General features: G+C 67.4%; 13 protein-coding genes. 4 read left to right on the forward strand and 9 right to left on the reverse strand.

Annotation, left to right across the window (positions count from 1 at the left end; genetic code table 11):
• Window positions 1–59: 59 nt before the first annotated feature.
• Complete coding sequence (locus MEBOL_RS35765) at window positions 60–413, reverse strand: alpha/beta fold hydrolase (protein ID WP_245919158.1); 354 nt, start codon at window positions 411–413, stop codon at window positions 60–62.
• 10 nt (window positions 414–423) lie between these two features.
• Complete coding sequence (locus tag MEBOL_RS35770; RefSeq protein WP_095981605.1) at window positions 424–1,971, reverse strand: hypothetical protein; 1,548 nt, start codon at window positions 1,969–1,971, stop codon at window positions 424–426.
• Between the two features lie 288 nt (window positions 1,972–2,259).
• Here MEBOL_RS35770 and MEBOL_RS35775 point away from each other — a divergent pair, with 288 nt between their 5' ends.
• Window positions 2,260–5,955, forward strand: a complete 3,696-nt coding sequence (locus tag MEBOL_RS35775; RefSeq protein ID WP_157823866.1) for a TIM-barrel domain-containing protein — start codon at window positions 2,260–2,262, stop codon at window positions 5,953–5,955.
• Window positions 5,956–6,681: 726 nt separating this feature from the next.
• Here MEBOL_RS35775 and MEBOL_RS35780 read toward each other — a convergent pair.
• Both MEBOL_RS35780 and MEBOL_RS35785 read right to left on the reverse strand, forming a co-directional pair.
• The gene (locus MEBOL_RS35780) at window positions 6,682–7,638 is read right to left on the reverse strand and encodes an alpha/beta fold hydrolase (protein ID WP_095981607.1); all 957 of its coding nucleotides are present in this window, start codon (window positions 7,636–7,638) and stop codon (window positions 6,682–6,684) included.
• A gap of 17 nt (window positions 7,639–7,655) precedes the next feature.
• Window positions 7,656–8,183, reverse strand: a complete 528-nt coding sequence (locus tag MEBOL_RS35785; protein WP_095981608.1) for a dihydrofolate reductase family protein — start codon at window positions 8,181–8,183, stop codon at window positions 7,656–7,658.
• Between MEBOL_RS35785 and MEBOL_RS35790 the strand changes: the two genes are divergently transcribed.
• Window positions 8,161–8,793, forward strand: coding sequence for a TetR/AcrR family transcriptional regulator (locus tag MEBOL_RS35790; protein WP_218920846.1), 633 nt, complete (start codon window positions 8,161–8,163; stop codon window positions 8,791–8,793). The two genes, MEBOL_RS35785 and MEBOL_RS35790, sit on opposite strands and share 23 nt — an antisense overlap.
• 16 nt (window positions 8,794–8,809) lie before the next feature.
• Here the strand turns inward: MEBOL_RS35790 and MEBOL_RS35795 are convergent, their stop codons facing one another.
• Entirely contained in the window at window positions 8,810–11,785 is a 2,976-nt protein-coding gene (locus tag MEBOL_RS35795; protein ID WP_095981609.1) for a TonB-dependent receptor, read from the reverse strand.
• Window positions 11,786–12,013: 228 nt separating this feature from the next.
• Here MEBOL_RS35795 and MEBOL_RS35800 point away from each other — a divergent pair, with 228 nt between their 5' ends.
• On the forward strand, window positions 12,014–13,033 hold the full coding sequence (locus MEBOL_RS35800; protein WP_095981610.1) for a fascin domain-containing protein: 1,020 nt from the start codon (window positions 12,014–12,016) through the stop codon (window positions 13,031–13,033).
• Window positions 13,034–13,119: 86 nt separating this feature from the next.
• Here MEBOL_RS35800 and MEBOL_RS35805 read toward each other — a convergent pair whose 3' ends face one another.
• From MEBOL_RS35805 to MEBOL_RS35815, 3 genes are all read right to left on the reverse strand, one after another.
• Complete coding sequence (locus tag MEBOL_RS35805) at window positions 13,120–13,746, reverse strand: DUF3841 domain-containing protein (protein ID WP_095981611.1); 627 nt, start codon at window positions 13,744–13,746, stop codon at window positions 13,120–13,122.
• Window positions 13,747–13,752: 6 nt separating this feature from the next.
• Window positions 13,753–14,055: a hypothetical protein gene (locus MEBOL_RS35810; RefSeq protein ID WP_157823867.1), complete on the reverse strand. Its 303-nt coding sequence runs from the start codon at window positions 14,053–14,055 to the stop codon at window positions 13,753–13,755.
• A gap of 87 nt (window positions 14,056–14,142) precedes the next feature.
• A complete protein-coding gene (locus tag MEBOL_RS35815) occupies window positions 14,143–15,015 on the reverse strand; it encodes an NAD(P)H-binding protein (RefSeq protein ID WP_245919160.1) in 873 nt (290 codons plus the stop codon).
• A gap of 26 nt (window positions 15,016–15,041) precedes the next feature.
• On the opposite strand from MEBOL_RS35815, the gene MEBOL_RS35820 reads away from it, so the two are divergent.
• On the forward strand, window positions 15,042–15,428 hold the full coding sequence (locus MEBOL_RS35820) for a hypothetical protein (RefSeq protein WP_179956349.1): 387 nt from the start codon (window positions 15,042–15,044) through the stop codon (window positions 15,426–15,428).
• Window positions 15,429–15,488: 60 nt separating this feature from the next.
• Here the strand turns inward: MEBOL_RS35820 and MEBOL_RS35825 are convergent, their stop codons facing one another.
• Window positions 15,489–18,767: a kelch repeat-containing protein gene (locus tag MEBOL_RS35825; RefSeq protein WP_095981613.1), complete on the reverse strand. Its 3,279-nt coding sequence runs from the start codon at window positions 18,765–18,767 to the stop codon at window positions 15,489–15,491.
• Window positions 18,768–18,899: the final 132 nt, after the last annotated feature.

Genomic DNA, 18,899 nt, shown 5'->3' on the forward strand with positions numbered 1-18,899 from the left:
TTCGCGTCGGCGCGGCCGGGCTTGACGCGCCGCACCAGGGCGACCCGGCTCAGGGGTGGCTACTGCGCCAGCTCACGCAAGAACGACGCGACCACCTCTCCCAGGCGCTCGGGTTGTTCAAACGGAAGGCCGTGGCCGGCGTCCTGTACCTGTGCGATTCGCACGCGTGGGTTGAGTTCCCGCAGCTCCGTTGCCATCTCGATCGTGACGACAGGGCTGCTGTCCCCAATGACGAGCAGGCTCGGGACGTCAATCGCGCTCATCACGGCGCGATAGTCGGGGATGGGGGGCGTGAGAACGTCGAAGGCGCCCAGCGGGGTCTTCAGTCTCGCCTCGGCGAGAAGCTCGACGATCTCGGGCGAGCGACGCGGGTGTCGGGCTCGGAGCTGAGCGACGAGGTCGGACTTCCGCACCTGCCGACCCCTAAAGCGGTGAATGAAAGCCGGTGTCCAGGCTGCCGTCTGGCAGAAGCTGAACAAGCGGGTGGAACGTCTTTCCGCCAGCCGGGTCAGGCGCGAAGCGATAGAGAAGCACGGTGCCGTTGGGCCTCACTGTGAGCTTGAGAATGCTCGAGATTTCTTGCGCGGCGAACGCCGAACGGAAACGCTCGGCGACCGCCCTGTCGATCCGCCCGTTCGAGTCCAGGCGTGCCAGCACCACGGGAGTCTGTTCCTCGAACGCGTTCAAGAGACCCACCCGGGCGACGATGAAGCCTCCGTCCGCGAGAGCGCTCAGGTGGTTGGCTTCAAAGGGAAACTCCTCCCGCTGGAAGGTGTCGTCCAGGGTTCCGTCAGGGTTCAGACGCATCACCTCGGAACGAGCCTCACCCGTCACAAAAGCGGTGACGATCTTTCCGTCCGCCTGAACAGCCAGGGCTGTTGCCTGGCGCAACTCCTTCTCGCGCTGCATCCCCAAAAGCCGCTCATGAAAGACCTCGTCAGGCTGTCCTTCAGCGCTGATGGAGTAGACCGCCGGAAGGAGAGACTCCGCATAGTTGGGATTGTCGGCGACGATGAAACGCCGCCCATCGGCACCGCTTGCGCTGGGAATGGAATCGGCCACATCCAGCCCTGGCATCTCCCTCCATGAGGACAGGTCTGGCAGCCCCTCGGGAGTGATCCGCAGGATGGGGCTCCCGGACTTGGAATCCGCCTCACGACGGAAGCCTCCATACATCAGCAGCCCGCCATCCGACTGGAGCTGGAGCTCCGCGACTGGACCCTCGACGTGCTGCTCGGCCGGGAGCTTGGGGATGGACACCCGGCGGAGTTCTTCTCCCTCCGGGCTGACGATCAGGGCCAGCTCGTCCTTGTGATTCGGAGAGCTGGAGATCAACCCCGAGCCCAGGAGGATTTTTCCATCCGTCTGAAGCCAGACGTGGCCTGGATGCGCGGGCATGAGGCTCACGCAGCGGTCCTGTCCCTTGAAGGTGGGATCGATGCTCCCATCCGGCAGGAGCCGGGAGAGCTTCACGCCGTTCTTCCTCGTTCCTTCCTTGGAGATGAAGCCTTGGATGAGGATTTTGCCGTCGGGCTGGTACGTGACACTCAGGACTTCCGTGCTGAATCCATGCTGGCCGGCTTCCCACAGGGACACCTCGCAGGGCGAGGCGAACGCGAACCCCTTCAGCTTGCCGTAGAGGGCATCCCCGGGCCTGAACCACACGTCGAAGGACGCCACGCGCACCGTGACGTCCAGGAAGGGGACTCTTCGGGGCAGGGGCAGCACGGCCAGGATGAGCAGGAGGACCCCAGGCACGAGCGAGCTGATGGCCATCCTGCGTGTCTGGGACATGCGCATCAACCACACCGGCCAGGTGAGCGCGAAGTAGTAGATCGTATAGGAAAACAGGCCCGTCACCAGCCAACCTCCACCGCCTGACCGGTCGGTGCTTTGGTTGGTGTGAATCACCACGCCAATGGCCACGGGGATGACGAGGACAAGTGGCCAGAACCACAGGAGACGTCTCATGCCCGCGATTATAGCGGAGGGCCTCCTGCTCCCTGCCTCATCATCCCTGAGCTCCCGTCAGCACTCACCGCCATTCCCAGAACGTGACCCTTGACCCGTTGACACGGGCAACGATTCTGGTCGAAGGTGACCGACCGTGCGCCCTTCTGCCACCGCTTGGTTGCACCTTCGATCGCGCTCTGCCGTGACAACGTTGTCGAGCGGCGGCGCAAGCGTCAGTGGACGGCGGCCATGACCGCGTACAGGGCCACATCGGATCGACAACATCGACAACAGAGAGGTCGTCGTATGACGGTGCTCAGGAGAGGAGCGGGCCGCGCGCGTACGTTCGCGCTGCTCGCAGCGGTCGCGTCAGCCTCGGCGGCTTGCACCGCGCCCGCGACGCCAGCGGACGCCCCACAGCCCCCGGACACCGCACAGCCCCCGGATACCAAGACGACTGTCACCTCGGGCAATGCCCGCTTCGAGGTGCTCAGCCCCACGCTCATCCGCACGGAGTATGCGGGTGACGCCCGCTTCCTCGACGCCCCGACTTTCAACGCCATCGGGCGGGACGGCTTCGGCAAGACGAGCTTCACGACGCGTACCGAGGACGGCTGGCTCGTCATCGACACCGGCGCGCTGACGCTGCGCTACGAGGTGGGCTCCGGCCAGTTCACCGACGAGAACCTCGTCGTCAGGCTGAAGGCTGGCGCGCAGGACGTCGAGGCGCGCCCCTGGGCGAGCCGGGTCATCCCGACTTGCGCGCTCGGCGTGCTCTGCGAGGCCGAGGGCCTCGTGCTCGAAGGCATCAGCGAGGCGCGCGACCACACGGGCTTCACCGGCACCGGCTTCGCCGCGGGCTTCGAAGGGACCGGGACCCGCGTCACCTTCCAGGTCGCGCCCGAGGCGGGCGGCTCGTACGTCCTGGACCTGCGCTACGCGAACGGACTCGGCGACCCGCGCACGCTCACGCTCACGGTCGACGGCGGGTCGGCGCGCCAGTTCACGCTGCCGCGCACCGGCAACTGGAGCACCTGGGGCCACCTGTCACTGCCCCTCGACCTGACTGCCGGGCCGCACGTGATTGCCCTGACGCGCACCAAGTCCGACACGGGCCAGCTCAACATCGACAGCCTCGCGCTGCTCAAGCCCGGCGACGCGTACCCGCGGTCGCCGAGGACCTGCGGTTTCGGCGAGCTCTGCGAGGCCGAGGACCTCGCGCTCAACGGCCGGATGCACCTGGCGACCGACCACCCCGACTACACCGGCAACGGGTTCGCCGCGGGCTTCGAGGGCGTGGGTGACTCGATTGGCTTCGACATCGACGTGCCCGCCGCCGGCGACTATGAGCTGACCGCCCGCTACGCCAACGGCTTCGCGTCGCGGGCCGGCGTGACGCTGACGGTCGAGGGCGGTTCGAGCACCCCCGTCCCCATGCCGTCCACGGGCAGCTGGGACGCCTGGAAGCCTGTCACCGTGCCGGTGCACCTCGCGGCCGGCACCCACCACGTCACGCTCGTGCGGCAGGCGACCGACGCCGGCAATGTCAACATCGACAGCCTGGCCATTGGCCCGGTCGGCATGGGCCTTCCCGCGCCTGCCAGCACGGTGGGTGAGGACTGTGGCTTCGGTAGCATCTGTGAGGGGGAGTCCGTGGGCCTGTCCGGCGGCGCGACGATCGCCAAGGACCACAACGGCTACAGCGGCAAGGGGTTCGCGGCTGGGCTCGACGTCGCCGGCTCGCAGATGACCGTGCGCGCGGTCGACGTTCCGGCGGCTGGCACGTACTCGCTGCAACTGCGCTACGCCCGCGGGCTGAAGACGCCGGGCGCGGTGAGCGTGCAGGCAGGTACGGGCGCGGCCATCACCCTCACGCTGCCGCCCACGAGCGACTGGGACAGCTGGCGGACGGTGCGTACGGACGTCACCCTCCCTGGCGGCACCAGCGACGTGCGCCTGAGGTGCCCGCAGGCCGGCGGGTGCGCGGTCAACGTCGACACCGTGGCGCTGACGAAGACCGACGCGCCGCTGCTCACGCCTCACGCCGCGCTCGGCGGCTACCGGCGTGGCCTCGACGCCTTCGACGGCGACAACGGCAGCCCGATCCTCAACCCGGGGCTTCTCTACCAGGACGGCTGGTCGCTGCTGGACGACACCGCCTCGGCGGCGTACGACCCGGCGTCGCGGACGCTCACTCCCCGCGCCGCGCACCCTGGTGGCTACCAGGACGGCTACGTCTTCGGCTACGGCCAGGACTACCCACGGGCCCTCGGCGACCTCGCGAAGCTCACGGGTCCGTCGAAGCTGCTGCCGCGCTGGGCGTACGGCGTCTGGTTCTCCGAGTACCTCGACCGCACCGCGGCCGACTTCCAGGAGGACCTGCTCCCGACGTTCCGCAAGGAGGGCGTGCCCCTCGACGTCCTCGTCGTCGACACCGACTTCAAGGCCGGCAACCTCTGGAACGGCTGGGAGATCGACACCCGCAAGTTCCCCGACCCCGAGGGGTTCTTCGACTGGGCGCGCTCGCAGGGCCTGCACACGACCCTGAACATCCATCCCAGCATCCTGCCGACCGACCCTCAGTTCGCGGCCGCGCAGGCGACCGCGCGGGGCAAGCTCACCCAGCACACCGGCGGCTGCTCGGGCGGTGCCTCCGAGTGCTACACCTTCGACTTCGGCGATCCTGACCAGTTGAAGGCGTTCTTCGGCTTGCACGACACGATGAAGCAGCAGGGCACCGACTTCTGGTGGCTCGACTGGTGCTGCGACGCCAGCGAGGCCAACATCGACGGCGTCACCGGCGACGCGTGGATCAACCAGCAGTACACCGACTACACGAACTCCAGCATCGGCCGCGGCTTCGCGTTCTCCCGCGCGTTCGGCTCACTGCAGGCGGGCGGCTACAGCAACCCGACCGCGGTGCCGACCGGGCCGTGGGCGGACAAGCGCACGACGCTGCCCTTCACTGGTGACACCACCTCGACGTGGGGGACCCTCGCGGCCGAGGTCGGCTTCACCTCCGGCGAGGGCGCCGCCACCGGCCTGTCGGCGATCAGCCACGACATCGGCGGGCACAACGGCGGCCTGTGGAACATCCCCGGCTCGGACGTCGTCGACGGCCAGCGCACGGACAAGCTGCCCGACGACCTGTACGCCCGCTGGGTCCAGTTCGGCACCTTCCAGCCGATCGACCGCCTGCACAGCAACCACGGCGACCGGCTGCCCTGGCAGTACCCGGGCGCCGCGGGCGAGTCGGCGAAGAAGTTCCTCAACCTGCGCGAGGCGCTCGTGCCGTACACCTACACGCTCGCGCGTGAGGCGGAGGCGACCGGCGTCCCGGTGGTGCGGCCGACGTACCTCGCGTACCCGACCGAGCAGGACGCATACGCGACGGCCGGCAGCGAGTACCTGTACGGCTCGGACGTGCTCGTCGCGCCGGTGACCACGCCCGGCAACACCGCCACGACCACGGTGTGGTTCCCGCCGGGCAGCTCGTGGACCGACTGGTTCACCGGCAAAACGTACGCGGGCGGCACGACCCAGGGCATCACCACCGGGCTGGACACCATGCCGGTGTTCGTCAAGTCCGGCGGGATCGTGCCCACGCGCAGCGAGGACGTCACCAACGACGTCCAGAACCCGCTGGACGCGGTCACGCTCACGGTGGCGGCGGGCGCGCAGGGGCACGCCAGCCTCTTCGAGGACGACGGCACGACCTCCGACCGCGAGCAGAGCACCCGCACGGACATCCGCTACACCGAGGACGGCCACGGCGCGGCGCTCCGTGTCGACGGTCCTGTCGGGTCGTTCGCCGGGCAGGTGCGGAAGCGCGCGTGGACCGTGCGGTTCGTGGGTGCGCGGGAGCCGGAGTCGGTGACTATCGACGGCAATGCGGCGCCGGCCGGCAGCTGGACCTGGGACGCCGCGAGCAGCGTCCTGACGGTCAAGGTGGCCGAGCGTCCGACGAGCCAGGGTGTGGACGTGGCCTACCGGTACAGGTAGGACGCGTTCGCCCCGGGTCAGCCTCTGATGTTCTTCAGAGCGTGCCGCTCCACGAAGTGAACGAAGCGCGCGGAGACCACCGCGCTGCCTGGCAGGCCGCGGGTGAGTCAGTCCTGATAGTCACGGTGGGCGCACGGGTGGAGTACCGGCGCAGGCGACCGGAGGGGAGCGTTGTAAGGACAAACCTCTTGTCGCCTTCTCGGCTCGTTGCGAGCGGTGTCGGGGTTGCACACCATCAGTACGGGTCGGCCCGGCTGGTCGCATCCCAGGAGGTCTCCCATGAGAGCGCTTTTACGGTTCAAGATCCCGATGATCGCCTTAGCACTTGGACTCGGCGCATGTGCGTCCGATGAGGAAGTGCCTGGGGATGAGCTCGCAGAGCAGGGCAAGACACCGGAGGTCATACAAATCCCGTCCGAGTATACAGACGACACTCCGCCTCCAGACGGGACATTCGAAGGTGACGAGTTCCACACAGAGGCATGTCACGTGAAACTGGTGTATTGCAGGGACCCTCGCTGGACACCGCACTATCCCAGTTACTGTGCGAGGGGCTGCCCCGGCGATACAGGGCGCGCTGCGGCAGAAAGGATTTGCCGCAGGACCTGTGGAAACATCAACTGCAAGACGTTTTGGTACCTCGGCGGCTGCTGACCGATAACGGCTCCGGGCCCGGTCGCCGAGCGGCTTCATCGAAGGGGGCGCGCTAGAGCAGCGCCCTCAGGTTCAGGGGGGCAATCCATTCAAGAAGGAGAGGAGCGCGGCATTGACCTCGGCGGGGCGCTCCTGTTGGACCCAGTGGCCCGCCCCCGGGATGATGACCGGCTCGTGGAGGTGAGGCACCAGGGCCTTCATCGGCTCGACCGGCGCGAAGGCGCGTCCCGGGTCCTGCTCACCGATGACGAAGAGCGCGGGCTGATGGATCTTCATCGTGGCGAGCTCGGGCAATTCCTCCCAGTCCCGGTCCATGTTGCGGTAGCGATTGAGGCTGCTCCGGAAGCCACCGCGGGAGAACTCCTTCACGAAGTACGCGAGGTCCTCTTCCGTGAGCCAGGCGGGCAGGGTGGAGGGGGCCTCGAGGCCAACGAGGTAGCCGTCGCCTGGCTTCTTCGCGCGCACGACCGGTGACATGGGATCGTAGCCGGGAGTGCCGGTGTAGATCGTACGCAGCGCCTTCGCGACATCCGCCTCGAACTCCGCCTCGGCGACGCCGGGCTGCTGGAAGTAGAGGATGTACAACCAGGTGTCCTGGAACTGGTGGCGGAAGAGCTGCGTGGGCGGCTGGGGCGAGCGGCCGAGGTGCGGCACACTCATGCTGACGACCGCGCGGTAGCGCTCGGGGTGGAGCGCGGCGCTGGTCCACGCCATCGCCGCGCCCCAGTCGTGGCCGACGATGACGGCGGTCTTCTCCCCGAGGGCATCGAGCAGGCCGGTGAAGTCGGCGAGCAGCAGCTTCATGCTGTACGCCTCGATCTCCCAGGGCTTGTCACTCTGGCCGTAGCCGCGCACATCGGGGGCCACGACGTGGTAACCGGCGGCGGCGAGCGCGGGGATCTGGTGGCGCCACGAGTACCAGGACTCCGGCCAGCCATGGAGCAGCAGCACCAGGGGACCCTGGCCGGCCTCGGCGATGTGCAGGTGGATGCCGTGGGTCTGAACGATGCGGTGGGTGATTTCAAACATGCGGGAAGCTCGTGGATTCACGTCAAGGCGTAGTGCAGCCTGACACATCCGCGGTCCAGAGGTCTTACGTCCAGAAGCCTGGGACTGGCTCTCAATCCCGTGGCCGGAAACAGCGGCCGACCGCCGCCGATCAGCTCGGGCATGACGTAGATCTCGATCTCGTCCAGAGCCGCGCGTTCCATGAAAGCCATCTGCAAGGTGCCGCCGCCCAGCATCCAGACGTCGCCGTCGTCCAGCGCCCGCAGCTCCGCGATCAGCGCGTCGACATCGTGGCGTGTCTCGAGCGGCCCCTTCGGCTCGGCGATCGGGCTTGAGGTGACGACGAACACCCGCTGTTCTCCGTAGGCCCAAGGCGAGCTGTCGGCCGCGAGGAAATCATACGTGCCGCGCCCCATGACCACGGTCCTGATCCGCGCGAGGAAGTGGCGATAGTCATGTTCGCCAAGCTCCATGTCGTTGTAGGCGAAAAGCCAGTCGAGGTTGTCATCCGCGGTGGCCACGAACCCGTCCAGGCTCGTCGCGATGTATCCGAGGATCCGCGCCATTCTGTTCCTCCTTGAGAATAAATGTATGTTCGTTTATATTCGATCCGTGGCTAGACACAAGACTATTTCCGACGAGGCGTTGCTCGACGGGCTGATGAGCGCCATCACCGAACACGGGCCGGCGGGGCTGACCTTCGCGGGGGCGGCGGCGGCCGTGACCCTGTCGCCATCGACGCTGGTGCAGCGCTTCGGTTCGCGCGAAGCGATGGTGGAGGCGATCCTGCTGCGCGCCTGGGATCGGCTCGATGCCGCCACCAGCGCCGCGGACGCCACCGCGGCGCCGGGGGCGGCGGGAGCCGTCGACCTTCTGATGAGCCTGATGCCCGCCGAGACGGTCGAGCATGCGATGCTCGAGGGCCTGCTCTTGCTGCGCGAGGACTTCCGCAATCCCCGGCTGCGCGCGCGGGGCAAGGCCTGGGGCGACTGCCTGGCGGTGGCACTCGGCCAGCGCCTGAATGGCGATGTGCAAGAGGGCCTGCGGCTCGGCTGGCAGATGGCGCGCGTTTGGCAAGGGGCGCTCTTGTGGTGGGCCTTCACCCGTCACGACCGGCCCGAAGTCGCCATTCGAACAGCGCTGGAGGACTGGTGCCAGACGGCGGTGGCGTCATGACGTCTGGCGTCCCTCCTCAGAAGCCGTAGCTCATGCCGAACTGGACGCTGCGCGGCGGCCCCACCAGGCGCGTGGGCTTGCCGAAGTTCGGGTTCGCGGCCTCGGTCGTCGGCGGGAGGAACCCGTCGTATCCGCCAAAGTTCCTCGTGTTGAAGAGATTGAAGCACTCGGCGAAGGCGCTGACCCGGTGGCCCTTGGAGAGCGTGAAGTCCTTGGCCAACCGCACATCCACCTGGCTGAACTGGATGGATTCCTCCGCCCGGCCCTCATTGATGCGGAGCACGAACTCGTCGGGATCAAAGCCCCTGGACGCATCGGAGATGGTGTAGGGCAGGCCGCTTCCCAGGGTGATCAGCGTCGACAGCTTGAACGCCAGGGGCAGCCCCACGATGCCGGAGAGCACGAGCCGATGGCGCTCGTCACCGCCCGTGGGAGCCAGGGGGCTGGCCTTGATGGTCGGGAAGTCGAAGTTGAAGAGTCCCCCACGCTCCTTCGCGACCGCGAAGGTATAGGCCAGCGAGGCTCCCCACGAAATGCCTCCCGCCGAGAACTCAGTCGAATAGGGCTTCTCCGCCGAGAGCTGCAGGCTGTTGTAGACGGACGTCCGGTCGTTGGCCGAGATGATGACGGTGCCGAAGCCGCCCGGCGTGGGAATGTAGTCGCGGTTACCGGTCGACAGACGGTTGGCGGGATAGAAACCAATGCCACCCTGGCCACGGATGTGCGTGAGCGTCGCCGAGGCATTGATCGGGCCCACCTGTTGCCGGAAGCCCGCGCTGAACTGGTCACTGAACGGGGGCGGGGTGTGGTTGTCGAGCAGGTAGATCTCCGGGGCGGGAGCCACGCCGCTCGCGATGAGCGAGTCGAGCCCCGCCCGGCTCAGGTACTCGGGCCGCCAGGCGATGGTCGGCTGTCCCCCGCGGGGGGCACCGTCCTCCGAGAAGTAGAACGTGCGGGTCTGGTACTGAAGACGAAGCCGCTCGTCCACGCCGGTGTTGAAGAGGGTGCGATCGTAATAGCGCCCGGCGCCGGCGAAGAGCACCGTGTGGCCATTGCCCATCACGTCGAAGGCCGCGCCGAGGCGGGGCTGCACCGCGCCCAGGAAGATGGGGCGCTGCTTGCCGTTGGTCAGGTAGTTCTTCACTGGGAAGAAGTCGGGCCCGTTCGTCTGGGCGACGGTGTTGGCGAGCTCCTCCATCGCCGCGCGGACCTCCGCGGGAGTCACGTAGTCGTTGTTCAGGGGGTTGCTCTCGACATCCCACCGCAGACCCACGTTCAGTGTCAGCCTCTTGGCGATCTCCCAGTCGTCCTGGACATACACGCCCACCTGCGTGTTGTTGGAGGCCACCCTCGGGTCTCCGACGCCATAGGAGGCCTCGGCCGGGAAGTCGTAGCCGAGACCATTCTCGGCATCCTGGCGGAAGCGGAACAGGGGATTGCCAAACGCCGTGCGCTCGATCTGATAGTGCTGGAACGAGAGCTTGGCGCCCGTCTTCACCACGTGCTGGCCGACCCAACTGAAGTTCGCGAACGTCGTGTCGTTGCGCAACGTGAACGCCTGCTGGCGGATGTCCTGGCTCGTATCGCGGCCGCCAATGCGAATGACGCCCTCGTAGTCCCGCCCGACGGCGTCGGAGTTCGTGGCGATCGGATTGAAACGCGAGTCGAGGTACTGGAGCGTGGCCTCGTTCGTCAGCGAGCCGAGCCGCAGCTGATGTCTGGCCGAGGCGGTGATGACATCGTTGCGTACGTTCTCGGCGCTCTCGACGCTCGTCTTGTCACCGAAGCTGCGGATGTCGGTCTCCGTCCGGAGGCTGGCGCTGACATCCAAGGTCTGGTTGCCCGCCGGATTCCAGGTCAGCTTCGCGAAGCCGAGGTGCTCCCGGAAGGGGCTGCCGAAGCTTCCCTGGAATCCGCCGAACCGGGCCAGGTTCTCCGCCGTCGGGTTGCCGATCGTCACCGTGTTCGCGCGATTCTGCAGGTTGCCCTCATACGTCACGAAGAAGTGCAGCTTGTCCTTCACCAGGGGCCCCCCCAGCGCCGCTCCGAGCTGGGAGCGGAGCTCCTGGGGCCGCTCCAGCTCACCCCGCAGCGTCGCGAAGTAATCCCGGGCCATCAGCTCCTGGTTCTGGAAGGTGAAGATGAGGTCGCCATGGAGTTCATTGCCGCCCGAGCGCGTGATCGCGGAGATGATCGCGGAGCTGGCCTGCTCGTACTCGGCCTTGTAGTTCTGGGTGATCACGCGGAACCCGCTGACCGCGAGCTGGGGAAAAGGGTTACCCCGGCTCGCGTCCTGACCGATCAGGCCGCCTTCGATGACGTTGTTCTTGAGACTCACACCGTCCACGAACACGTTGGTGCTGCGGGCCTCGAGCGCGCCAGAGGAGAAGTTCTTGTTGAACTCCTCGTTGGAGACGCGAACGCCGGGCGCGAGGGCCGCGAAGTTGAGGAAGTTGCGGTTGTTCTGCGGCAGGTTCGCGATCTGCTCGCGGCTGACGTTGGTGGCGATCTCGGAGGTCGAGCTCTCGAGGGTCTTGCCCTGGACGAGCAGGGTCTCGCCCTGGCCGAGATCCAGGGCCACGTCCTTCTCGACATCGATGTTCAGGCTCACCGTCTGGCCGACCTGGACGGAGACCGTCCGGTAGGCTTCCTTGCCGCCGGGCTGGGTGACGGTGATGACATACTCGCCGGGCGCCAGGCCGGTCAGGAAGAAGGAGCCGTCCGTGCGCGGGATGCCCTGGGTCGAGAATCCACTCTGGGTGTTCACCGCGGCCACGGTCACGCCGGTGGTCGGTCCGCTCAGCGCGCTGAGGCCGATCCGGATGGACGCCGTCGTCTTCTGCGCGAGCGCCGGCACGGCCATGAGCGAGACGATGAGCCCCCCCACACGCCAGAGGCGTATGACTCGCGATCCCCACGAAGGGGAGACGCGGTCATGGTGGGCATTGTTCTGGATGCTGTTGCCTGAGAGATCCCGAGCGATTCCGGTCATTGCCCCTCATCTAGACGCTTCCCCTCGGCGGGTAAACAGCGTCAGGGGGAAGGCCAGGGCCTCCACCGCGCTCCAGGTTAAACAAGGAAGTCAAGTTGAAAGTTTAAATCCAGTATTAGTAGATTACCGGGAGTACCCTGTGGATTCCGATGACCCGAAGCCCGCCGCGAGAGTCTCTGTAGGCGTGAGGGCTCACTTCAACTTCGTCCGTTAAACAAGGCAGGATTCATGCTCCAGTTCAATCGTTCCAAGCTGTTCCGTCGTGCCGCGTGCTCGGCTCTGTTGTTCACGGGCGCGTGCGCTCCGGTGAGCACGCCTGACGGGCAGGACGACGTCACAGAGGCCGCCGCGAGTCCGTTGAGCATCTCCGGCGTGAGCTTCAAGACGGTGCTCGGCGGCCGGTACGTGGGGGCTCAAAACAACGGCGGCGGCGCGGTCACCGCGACGGCGACGAGCGCGCAGGCGTGGGAAAAGTTCACGATCGATGACATCAACGGTGGGGCCCTCGAGAGTGGGGACTCGGTCTTCATCATCGCGGGCACTGGGCAGTATCTCCAGGCCGCGAATGGCGGTGGCTCCTCGCTGAACGCCGCCAGTTGGAACCGCCAGGGCTGGGAGACGTTCCGCATCGTCAAGCAGAGCGGGAGCGGCGTGATCGCCAACGGCGACGTCGTGGGCCTGCAGACGGTGACGACGGGCCATTGGGTCTCCGCGGAGAACGGCGGCGGCAGCACGGTGTTCGCGTATGGCGCCGCGCTCGACTCGTGGGAGCGGTTGACGATCTCTGGCCTGTCCGGAGGCACGACGCCGCCTCCCTCCACGGGCGGCTGTGACGCTCCCGGCCTCGTCTGGAAGACCGCCAACAAGACCAACTACACGTCGTACCCGGATCCGGGCAGCGAGGAGTGCACCAAGTACAACGGCTGCACGTGGGCAGGGCAGTTCGCGGCGTGCTCGGGGAAGAAGTCGGAGGCATGGGTGGCGTCGCACAACATCGTCGCGATCTTCCCCAGCATGAACGCGTACAAGCTCCATGATCTTTGCTTGAAGTCCGGCACGAAGACCATCGTGGTCACCGTGCTCGACACGTGCGCCGACTCGGACTGCAGCGGCTGCTGCACCCAGAACAGGGGGAACGCCGACGCGCTGATCGACCTCGAGAGCTATACCAACGCGCGTTGGGGCGTCCCCGACGGCAGGATCCAATGGGCGGACCTCGGCCCGACCAAGGGCAGCGGCTGCAACTGATTCCCACGCGGGTTGAGGTCGCGGGTCGCCGAGCAGCCAGCCCTGGTGCTCGGCGACCCACTCCGAACAGAGGGGCGGCCAGGGCCTCAGCGGGCCCGGAAACCGGTGATGCCGCGCACGTGCTCGGCGCGAAGCTCCCAGAAGACCGCCTGGATCTCACGCTGGTTCAGGGGACCCCAGTAGGCGGTGTCTTTCCCTGAGAGATCGAACACCCGGTTCCAGCTGGCGATGATTTGTGAGGCAAAGGGCTCGGGGTAGGGCCAGGTTTCGGGCACGCCCGCTCGTCGCAATGCTCGCTCGAAGGTTCCGTGCTGGCGCTCGGTGTCGGCCAGGTAGCGCCGGTTGAGAACGGCATGCCACTTCTGGAAGTCGGACAGCAGCACGTGCTTCCGGGGTAGCTCCAGCTCGAGGAGCACGGCGCGCGTTCCTGGCGGGCAGTGTCCCCTGGCCCGGAGATCCGGACGGGGCCGCGAGCTGCCCGCGTATTGCGCCCAGGCCCAAAGCGGGTAGTGACATCCCCGCGGCCGAGGGACTTGCTCCGCGAGCCGCGCGCCCATCCACGCGTAGGCTTCGCGGCGGTAGTCCGGAGCGCGCCGGCCGTCCGATCGCAGACGGCCTCTCTGCTCCAGGAGGCGCAGCTCCTTCTCCTGACGAATCGTCCAGAGGATGAGGGTTTCCCGCTCTCGCGGTGCGGAGCGAGGAGGGGAAGGCATGGGGCGTTACCCGCAGTGATTGTTGAGGTCCTTGATGATGTCTCGGCAGGTACCGTTCTCCTTCACCGAGTGCGGGATCTGGGTCACCGTCTCCTTCCCCTTCTTGACCGTGTCGTGATTGCCTCCCGACTGGAGGGTGCAGCCGCCCTTCTTGGCGGCATCCCTCAGCTTCTTCTCCTTGCAGTCGGCGGGATACTTCAAGTTCCCCTTGGCCTCGGCGGCGGGAGCCCCCAATCCCACGCTCAGCAGCAGCGCTCCACCCGCCAGGAACAAGGACCTTCGGATCACCTTCTGGAAACACTTCAGCATCACGGCCATCCTTTCATCTCATCAGTGGTGATCGACAATCATATCTCTTCCACGTCGAGCCACACGAATCAATTCGAGGTCCGTCGCTCAGCCGTTCGGCCCATCTTCTCGGCAATCACCTCGCGCATGCTCGTCGGCGCACGCCCGAGCAACTTCCGCAGCGTGGGATCGACGGCCGCGAACTCGCTGTTGCGGCTCGCGCGGTAAGAGGCCAAGCGATATGGCGACCACGGGCGCGGGCATGCCGGACGCCGCGAGCTTCGCGCGCATCTCATCCTCCGACACGGTGCTTCGACGGATCGGACGTCCGAGGACGCTCGACGCGATGTCGCACAGCTCTCCGAAGTCGAGCGCCTGTTCTGCCGTGAGCGGCGGCGTGGGCCCGTCGTACCGACCCTCGTTCGTCAGAACCACCGCTGCCGCCTCCGCGAGGTCGGCGTGCGTGGTCCAGGAGACCTTTCCATCCGCGGGCGCCTCGAAGACTTCCGTCAGCAGGCCCCGCCCCAGCAGGGACATCGCACTCGCGGCGTAGAAACCGTTGCGAAGCGCGGTCCACGCCAGACCGGACTCGCCCAGCATCCGCTCCGTCGCCGCATGGTCGAGCATCGGGGGAAACGCCGACGAACGGCTCGCGGCCATGTGGCTCGTGTAGACGATGCGCCGCGCGCCGGCGGACCGTGCGGCGTCGATGGCGGAGCGATGTTGGGCGAGGGGATCACCCCCATACGCAGCCGCATTCGACGAGACGAGCAGGATCTGGGACGCGCCCTCGAAAGCATGCACGAGGCTCTCCGGATCCGTGAAGTCGCCTCTGCGCACCCGGACGCCGCGTGCCGCCAGTTCCTGGGCCTTCCGCACGTCTCGGACACTGACAGCGACCTGGTCCACCGGGACGCGGGTGACGAGTTTCTCCACGATGAGACGGCCGAGTTGCCCTGCCGCTCCGGTCACGACGATCATTGAATGCTCCAGGGCTGTTCGCGATCATGAGCAGCGATCCGCATCTGGCGTGGCGGTCTCCTGCCGTCAGCGCCGGGGACGATGTTCTGCGGCGGCGCATCCGGAACATCGCGCGCGCGGGCCGGCTGCGGGTCAGTGAGGAGCGGGCGCTCAGCCTTGTGTCGGCGATGGGCACCGGGGCCGTGCTCACGCTCCTGCGCCAGCCCGAAGGGCAACGCGACCTCGGACTCGCCGATGCCGCGCGCGAAGCGGCCGTGGCCGCGATCACGAGCGAGGCGGCTACACCGGCGAACGCGGATGTCCGCGCGGTGGCCACGGCGCTGCGTGCCTCGATGGACCGGATCACTGTTCTCACGAAAGGCGAAAGCGCGCTGTTGAGCGAACTGCTCGATCGCATCGCGGACGCCGAGTGACGGCTTATCAAGCCCCGCGCAAGGGAGCCCGTGCGCGGGGGCCCGGGACGCGGGCGGAACTCAGGGTATGTACAGCTCAGCCTCCGCCATGTACCCGCTATACGTCCCTCCCGCGAGGAGCACCTGGCCATTGGGCATCAGCGTGGCCGTGTGGTGCATGACGCGAGGGAATGCCAGGGTCCCCACCGCACTCCAGGTACCCGCTGCCGGATCGTATGCCTCCATCTGTGACGAGAAGGGATCTCGCCACTCCGCGAGCAGTACCCGGCCGTCGGACAGCAATGTCACCGAGGGCATGTTGCGACGCGCGAGCCGGGCGCCGGCGGTGCTCCAGATGCCCGAGGCCGGGTCGTACAGCTCGGGGGGTTCCAGGTCGAAGTCGGCCTCACCTCCCGTGACGAGCACCTTGCCATTGGGCAGCAACGTGGCCGTGTGGTTGGCGCGGGCCGCCGCCATCGCACCCGTGACGCTCCAGGAGCCCGTGGCCGGGTCGTACACCTCCGCGGTCGTCAGTCTCGAACCGCCATGGGTGCCTCCCGTGACGAGCACCTTGCCATTGGGCAGCAGCGTGGCCGTGTGGTCGGCGCGGGGTGAGATCATGGTGCCGGTGGTGCTCCAGGAGCCCGTGGCCGGGTCGTACAACTGCGCCACGGGGGCGTCGCTACTGGATTCCCCCGAGACGAGCACCCTGCCATCGGGAAGCAGGGTCGCCGTATGCCAGAGACGAAGAGGCGTGGCCAGGGCGCCCGTGGGGCTCCAGGTGCCCGAGACGGGGTCATACACTTCCACCGTCGCGAGGAAATCGCTCCTGTCGCTTCCCCCCAGGACGAGCACCTGACCGTTGGGCAGCGGGGTCGCCGTGTGGCCATAGCGAGGCGAGGACATGGGGGCCGTCGGGCTCCAGGTGCCCGTGGCCTGGTGATAGATCTCCGCCGTTGCGAGGGGACCGCTCTCGTTCATTCCCCCCAGGACGAGCACCCTGCTGCCGGGCAGCAAGGTCGCCGTGTGGAATTGGCGAGGTGTGCTCATGGCACCCGTGGCGACTCCCCCCGAGAAGCGGGCTTCGGGCGTATACAACTCCGCGGTGCCCTTATCGGACTGGCCTCCCGAGGCGAGCATCTGACCGTTGGCCAGCAATGTGGCTTCATGCCAGATGCGAGACTCGGTCATGCTGGTGGCTGCGCTCCAGGAGCCCGTGGCCGGGTCGTACACCTCCGCCTTCGCGGTGGGCGAGGAACTGAGTCCCCCTGAGACGAGCACCTTGCCATTGGGCAGCGTCATGGCCGCGTGGAAGACGCGAGGGGAGGCCATGGACGCCGTCGTGCTCCAGGAGCCCGTGGCTGGGTCGTATACCTCCGCCGTCGCCAGCTCGGAACCGGCATCCTGGCCCCCCACGACGAGCACCTTGCCATTGGGCATCAGCGCCGCTTTGTGGAAGGAACGGGGCCTGGCCAGGGAACCCGTGGCGATCCAGCTGTTCGAGGCCGGGTCGTACAGCTCGGCAGAGGCATTGCCACCCCCCGCGACGAGCACCTGACCATTGGGCAGCAAGGTCGCCGTTGAGAGGATGTGAGGCGAGCGCATGGCCCCCGTGGCGCTCCAGGAACCCGTGGCTGGATCGTACACCTCCGCCGCTGGGCTGTCCGCCTGTCCCGCGACGAGCACCTTGCCGTTGGGCAACAGTATCGCCGTGTGGAGGCCGCGAGACGCGTTCAAGGAGCCCGTGGCGCTCCAGGTGTTCGAGGCCGGGTCGTACACCTCCGCCGTCGCCAGGGCGCCGCCGCTCCCAGTGCCTCCCGCGACGAGCACCTTGCCGTTGGGCAGCAGTGTCGCCGTGTGGAAGACGCGAGGAGAGGCCATGGACGCCGCCGTGCTCCAGGAGCCGGTGGCCGGGTCGTACACTTCCGCCGTCGCCAGGACGCCGCTCATGCTCTGGCCTCCCACGGCGAGCACCCTGCCGTCGGGTAGCAGCGTCGCCGTGTGGCTCCAGCGAGACGTGCTCATGGAACCCGTCGAGACCCAGGTGAGGGGACCACAGACGGGGAGGCCCGTCAGGGCGAAGCGGTTGGTGACCGTGAGGTGGAAGGCGTTGGTGACGGTGGCGGTGATGATGAGGGGAACGCCCGCACTGCTGACGCACGCGGGCGCCGTCCAGGTGACACGGCTGGTGGAGGCACCGGTGGACGCCGTGCCCAACACGCCGGTGCTGGCACTCCAGAAGAAGGAGAGCGCGGAGCCCTCGGGATCGCGGGCGACCACCTCGAAGTCGATCTCCTGGGAGGGCGCGGCGGTGGGCGAGGAGGCGGAGGCGGACACCAGCACGGGGGGCAGGTGGGGCGCGGAGGAGGAACTGTTGCTCACGCACAGGGCCGCGCTCCCGGTGTGTGCTGCCCCGCGGCCATCGGAGACGGAGACGGTGAGGCGGCAGTTGTTGCAGGCCCCGGAAGGAAGGGCGGTCGGGGTGAATTGGGCGGAAGGAGAAGCGGCGTTGGCCCAGGTGCCCGCACAGGAGGCACTCCAGGCATAGGTCAGGCTGTCACCATCCGGATCCGAGGCCCGCGCGGAGACGGAGACGGTGTGCCCGACGGCCAGCCGGGCAGGGGCCGCGCTGATGGAGGACACCAGGGGCGAGGTGTTGAAGGAGATGAAGAACCAGGCATTGCCCTCCGCTCCGCTGGAGGTGACGGCGACGCTCAGGGAGATGGAGGAGGCGAGGCCCCTGGAGTCGGTGACGGTGACGATGAGGGTTTGGATGCCGGAGGAGGCAGGCGCCGTCCAGGACGTGGAGGGCCCGGTGGGCGAGGAGAAGGAGCCCGCGGTGGAGGCCCAGGCGTAGGAGAGCGCGTCATCCGGGTTGGGATCATGGGCGGTGACGGACAGGGAGAGCGTGCCGCCCACGGCAACGGAGGTGGAGGAGGCGAGGAGGGAGTCGATGAGGGGGGCTTCGTTGTCGAAGGGAGGAGGGGCCGAGATGGGCTGGAGGGTGAGGGCGATGAGGGCGGTCTGGTCCGGGAGGAGGGAGATGCCGGAAGCGGAGCCCTGGAAGAGCAGGGTGCCGGAGGCGTCGAAGGCCTGGGCGAGGAAGGCGCGATTGGAGCCGGCGGGAATGTGGCCGAGGGAGCCGGTCCAGACGCCATCCGAGGGGACGAGGTCGACGGAGAGGGGGGTGAAATCAGAAGCGCTGGCGGTGACGGAGACGCGGGAGATGGAGGAGGAGAGGGCCTGGGCGAGGGAGATGGCGAACTGGGCCGAGCCGTGGGGGGATGAAGAGGGAGGGGCGCAGCCCGCGAGCAGCATCAGACACAGCGCCAGCGGAAGGGGGGAGGAGAGCCGTTTCATGAGTCCTGAAAGGGGGAGGGATGAAGTATTGAAACACATCTCCTTTCGTCGACGTCCTCGTCCACCCCGCGCGAGTGCACAGGGAGGCCATAGAGGCCGGTGCCGACAAAGAAGGAGTGAGCTTGGCGACCG

Origin of the sequence: Melittangium boletus DSM 14713 (assembly GCF_002305855.1) — a bacterium.
Taxonomy (GTDB): Bacteria; Myxococcota; Myxococcia; order Myxococcales; family Myxococcaceae; genus Cystobacter; species Cystobacter boletus.